Below are 4,448 nucleotides of genomic sequence, written 5' to 3'. Positions count from 1 at the left end.
TCTTTAGTTGAGTTTGAATATATCGGTCGCTCCTATTCATAGTTTGCGATCGATTATTCAGCAAGCCCTAAATAAAGCATTTGGACTCTATTATAAGCTAGGATTATTTTTTGTTTTTTGAGTATTTTTCGCAAATTTTCTCCAGATTCGCTAATCTTTATATGAGGACGACCAGACATTGTAATTCTCTCCTTTACTTTTCATACAAGTCTATCACATCTTTAAAAAAATGGTATAAACATCATAAATTTAAAAATGGCTTAGGCTTTCTGGTTGACAGAAAAAATGGCGATCGCCCCCTGCTCGATTCATTCGGTGAGACAAGGCACACCCAAGCGGTGGTGTTTCTCAGTCGTGCAGTAAAGGGAACAAAGCTCAAAGCTGAAGCTATAGAGTTGTTGGGAAAACTTGCACCCACCAAAGTTTGGCTGTTCTATGAAAGCATGACCGAAGAGCAAATCCAGGATGTTCTCATGTTCGGTCGCGCGACATCGAGTTTGTGGAAACCGGAAGATTTCGGCCTCTCTCCTTAATCGCGCGTTTCAAAAGTTTAGGAATAACATCCGCTAATAGTGGAGTAAAAAAGACGGATTCTGAATCTAAAAACAGTTCCTTAATTTAAATTGCTGCGGCTATTCACAACGGCTGTTCCCTTTGAGAAGCCGGTTCTTCTGGCAGCGGGATAAACTCTGTCTCTTGAGGAACTTGACCGAACCGCCCCTCTTTCCAATCGAGTTTGGCTTGCTCAATGCGCTCGCGCCGGCTCGAAACAAAATTCCACCACTTATGCCGCTCGCCGACAGGTTCGCCGCCAATCACAATACAGCGAGCCGTGCCTGAAGCAGAAATGTTTGCCGATGTGCCTGAAGTTAGAACCGCCAACTGATGCTGTTCTAAAGGCTCTCCATCGATCGCAAGCCCTTCTGTTACGCTGTAAACCGCCTGTTCGCTGTAATTGCCCGGTAAGGTAAATTGCGAGCCTGGAGTCAGTTGCACGTCCAGATAAATCATGGGTGAAAATATTTGGACTGGGGAAGTGCGACCGTAAGCCTCACCCGCAATCAGGGTGAAGGAAACTCCTGCATCCTCCCAAACAGGTAGCTCAGAAGCTGGATGGTGCCGAAACCAAGGTTCTGTTTCTTCGTATTCGTCGGGAAGCGCTATCCAGGTTTGGATGCCGTGCAGGATGGCTTCTTTGTTGCGATCGTCGTCTGGCGTGCGTTCCGAGTGAACAATGCCTCGCCCTGCCGTCATCCAGTTCACCGCGCCGGGGCGGATTTCTTGAACGCTACCGACACTATCGCGGTGCAGCAAAACGCCTTCAAACAAGTAAGTGACGGTTGCTAAGTTGATGTGCGGGTGCGGCCTGACATCCACGCCCCGACCCGGTGGAAACACCGCAGGGCCGAGATGGTCAAAAAAGATGAACGGGCCAACCAGTGTTAGAACGTCTGAGGGAAGCAGGCGGCGGGCTTGGAATCCACCCAAATCTTGAATGTGCGGCTCGATGAGATGCTGGATGCTATCCGTCATGATGTTGGTGAAGTTGCGAATGCTAAGCCTGTGTCAAGAGTGCATTATACAAAAAGCTATCCCTAGAAAGTTGTATCGATGAGTATTTCAATTGTTTAAACTTTCCCAACGGAAAGCCGCTGTAGAGTGTCGAGTTCTCAAGCAGCTTTCTGGTTACGAGACAATGGAGAGTTCGTCAGTGACTCGAATCCGACCTTTGACTAGGGAGCGGATCAGGCGGTCGAGCGAGCCGCGTTCTTCTTCGCTGGTGGACTCATCGAGGATGGCAGCCATCATGCCGTAGCGGTCAGCTTTAGTCAGGCTGTGAGTATCGGTGACAGCAGCGATGATTTCGTTGATAGCGCCGGGGAGAAGGTTGAGTGGAGACATGGGATTGTTTTGAACTCGACACCTCAATCATCTCCTTGTTTCCCTTAAGAGCAAGTGATGGTGCTGCTATTTTTCCGTGATAATACTGAAGGTGGTGGGTAAGCCAAGTCCGCGTTACAAGCGATCGAAGTCACAATAACCCAGTGGATCTGCGGAGCAACTAGAACTTTTGGCGCTGCTGAAATTAGGTACGGTTGATGCGGTGAGCAATTCATAAAAAACAATTCAACCCAAGTCGTATTCAGCAATATTAGCCTCGCGCGATCGCACTTATCATGCCTCGATCCAGCGGAAGCTGCACCAACAGCATCGGAAGTAACACCGCTCGCGCTGGAAACACAGCCAATGGAACGGAAGCTCTACCGCCCGCAAAACCAATAGCATCACTAACATCGGAAACACTGCCAGCAGCGGAAGCTGCATTGCCAGCACCAGCACCGCCAATACCGTCCGCACCCGTGCCCGAACCCATCCCGTTCAATCAAAGGAAAGTAGCCTGACTCACCGCCTCCAAGCACCCCATAAAGAAGCGACGGTCAGGTTTACTGTGGATATGTCTGAAACTCTGCACTGCAAACTGTCGATGTTGGCGGCAAAGACGGGGCGCCAGAAAGTGGATACTGTTGGAAGATGGGTTAAAAGAAGAGGCTTAGCGGTAAGGATTCTCTTGATTTTGTGCGATCGCTGTACTCCGAGAGTGGCGATCGCTTTCGCTCTCCTGAATTGGCAGGTCGTTAATGCTGGCAATACGCCACCGCATGAATCCCTGTTCATCGAACTCCCAATTTTCATTACCGTAGGAACGGAACCAGTTGCCGGCATCATTATGTTATTCGCAAGCAAACCGGACAGTCATTCGGTTATCCCCAAAAGTCCAAAGCTCCTTGATAAGACGGTAGTCCAATTCTTTAAGCCATTTACGTGTCAAGAACTGTACGATCGCATCACGACCAGATAGAAATTCAGGCGTTGCTGAATCAGGGTATGAGACGAGAAAAAATGCGAAATTGGAGCCGAAAATGATTTCTTGGATTTTGATGGGGAATTGGCACATCTCCAAATTTCAGATAATGAATTAGTAATTTAATTGAATGTCCTAGCATTTGTGACGACTTAGAATAACAAAGAGTTTTTCTTTTTAGCCGAGCCAAGTAATGTCTGAGTCTTGTATTTTCACCCTCCACTCTTGTCATATAAGTTTTGCTAATAATTTGCTCTCCCTCCGAAACAAAAATTGGGTAAACTTTCCAGCCTTCTGTCACATAAAAATAGCAGTTCCATTTACTAACAATATCCCATAGTGGTTCAAAAGTTTTGGCGCTATGGTCGCCTAAAACCCATCCTAAAATACCTGGCTTAAAATGGTCTACCGCTGTCCACAGCCAGGTTTTTTTTTTGAACCGACAAATGTTTGTAACTCATCTAATTCTCCCACTTCGGGATTTATTTCTGGAGCGTAACAATCTGGCAACAGTTCTCCAGCTTGTTTTACCCAATTAATAATTGTAGTATGATGCACATTTTTGACTCTTTCAATGGCTCGAAAACCCATGCCATTAACATACATTTTTAGACATTCGCGTTTCACTTCTTCCGAGTATCCTTTGTGAAATTGATAATTTTTTATAAATTGTCTTTTACATCTGACGCCAATATAATTCTGCTTGCCTTTTTTATGACCATTTTTATTGATATGAGTTGACTGACATTCCGGGCATTGCATAATATTCCTTTTAAATGTGTGTGATTTGTGACGCTCCGACGACCACTTCATCATACCCTAGTTCAGCAACGCCGAAATTCACAGCGGTTGCGCCAAACGCTATCTGGCGTGTAAGCGAGTGATACTCGTTCTGGGTTGCGAGTGTTCCAAGCATATAAATGCGATTTGGACTTTTTGGATGGCGGATTCATTATCAAAAGGCGGCAGCGGTAGTCGAGGATTTTCGGGGTTGTTCATAGTGTGGTAGCGTAAAATAACAGAAGTGTTGAATGCTTACTTAAGAGAATTCTAAAAATAGACATACCAATCCTATCAAATGCTGACTTTAGCCTATTAAAACGAGTTCTTTAAACCAGTGAATGTAGCTAATTTTATCACACATGAAAGCCTGTAAATAACGCAATTTTTCTAAGAGTTTATTCCCGACTTCATCAGGAACTTTAATCAACTGAAGCAACAAATAACAAATCAATCAAGAATAGATTTGTATCCGAATCCCCTTAGTATTTTTAGTGATAAAACGAGACAACTTTAAATGCATTTTCAAGAATTTCCATAGCAACTCAATCTGCCATCTTCTTTGGTAAATTTCTCCAATTTCTTCATTGGTGTATGTTAATTCTCCTGATTCAGGCAAATTAGTCACAAACCTAAATTCTGTCCGTGTTTCTACATCTGAAAAAGTCACTAATCTTACTTGAACTTTTCGTGGATTGCTCCACACTTCATAAGTTCCATCGGGAGCCTGTCACCTTTGTAGATAAATTAAATGGTGAAGAGACCATTCAGGTATGCACAACGATGGGCTAAGACTTGTGGCACA

9 protein-coding genes are annotated in these 4,448 nt (G+C 44.8%); 1 reads left to right on the top strand and 8 read right to left on the bottom strand.

Going from position 1 to position 4,448, the window contains the following annotated elements:
• Window positions 1–53: 53 nt before the first annotated feature.
• Window positions 54–179: a hypothetical protein gene (locus QUA40_RS27730; protein WP_333131777.1), complete on the bottom strand. Its 126-nt coding sequence runs from the start codon at window positions 177–179 to the stop codon at window positions 54–56.
• 162 nt (window positions 180–341) lie between these two features.
• Between QUA40_RS27730 and QUA40_RS27725 the strand changes: the two genes are divergently transcribed.
• Window positions 342–533, top strand: coding sequence for a hypothetical protein (locus QUA40_RS27725; RefSeq protein WP_333131775.1), 192 nt, complete (start codon window positions 342–344; stop codon window positions 531–533).
• 103 nt (window positions 534–636) lie between these two features.
• Here QUA40_RS27725 and QUA40_RS27720 read toward each other — a convergent pair whose 3' ends face one another.
• The 7 genes from QUA40_RS27720 to QUA40_RS29195 form a co-directional block, all read right to left on the bottom strand.
• Window positions 637–1,533: a pirin family protein gene (locus tag QUA40_RS27720; RefSeq protein WP_333131774.1), complete on the bottom strand. Its 897-nt coding sequence runs from the start codon at window positions 1,531–1,533 to the stop codon at window positions 637–639.
• Between the two features lie 153 nt (window positions 1,534–1,686).
• Entirely contained in the window at window positions 1,687–1,902 is a 216-nt protein-coding gene (locus QUA40_RS27715) for a hypothetical protein (RefSeq protein ID WP_333131779.1), read from the bottom strand.
• A 250-nt stretch (window positions 1,903–2,152) separates the two neighbouring features.
• Window positions 2,153–2,374: a hypothetical protein gene (locus tag QUA40_RS27710; RefSeq protein WP_333131772.1), complete on the bottom strand. Its 222-nt coding sequence runs from the start codon at window positions 2,372–2,374 to the stop codon at window positions 2,153–2,155.
• 357 nt (window positions 2,375–2,731) lie between these two features.
• The gene (locus QUA40_RS29200; protein ID WP_445301207.1) at window positions 2,732–2,956 is read right to left on the bottom strand and encodes a DUF1348 family protein; all 225 of its coding nucleotides are present in this window, start codon (window positions 2,954–2,956) and stop codon (window positions 2,732–2,734) included.
• Window positions 2,880–3,625 (bottom strand): IS1 family transposase gene (locus tag QUA40_RS27700; RefSeq protein WP_333131770.1). Its coding sequence is split into 2 segments (ribosomal slippage): window positions 2,880–3,292 and window positions 3,292–3,625, totalling 747 coding nucleotides; the frame shifts between segments, so codons are not numbered across the junction. The genes QUA40_RS29200 and QUA40_RS27700 overlap by 77 nt, the downstream gene beginning before the upstream one ends.
• A 62-nt stretch (window positions 3,626–3,687) precedes the next feature.
• Window positions 3,688–3,816, bottom strand: coding sequence for a DUF1348 family protein (locus tag QUA40_RS27695; RefSeq protein WP_333131768.1), 129 nt, complete (start codon window positions 3,814–3,816; stop codon window positions 3,688–3,690).
• Between the two features lie 281 nt (window positions 3,817–4,097).
• Window positions 4,098–4,271, bottom strand: coding sequence for a transposase (locus tag QUA40_RS29195; RefSeq protein WP_445301208.1), 174 nt, complete (start codon window positions 4,269–4,271; stop codon window positions 4,098–4,100).
• Window positions 4,272–4,448: the final 177 nt, after the last annotated feature.

Source organism: Microcoleus sp. Pol11C3 (assembly GCF_036701485.1).
In the GTDB taxonomy this organism is placed as follows: domain Bacteria; phylum Cyanobacteriota; class Cyanobacteriia; order Cyanobacteriales; family Microcoleaceae; genus Microcoleus.
The sequence above is the reverse complement of the archived record's forward strand: the minus strand, read 5'-3'. Positions and strand labels throughout refer to the sequence as shown.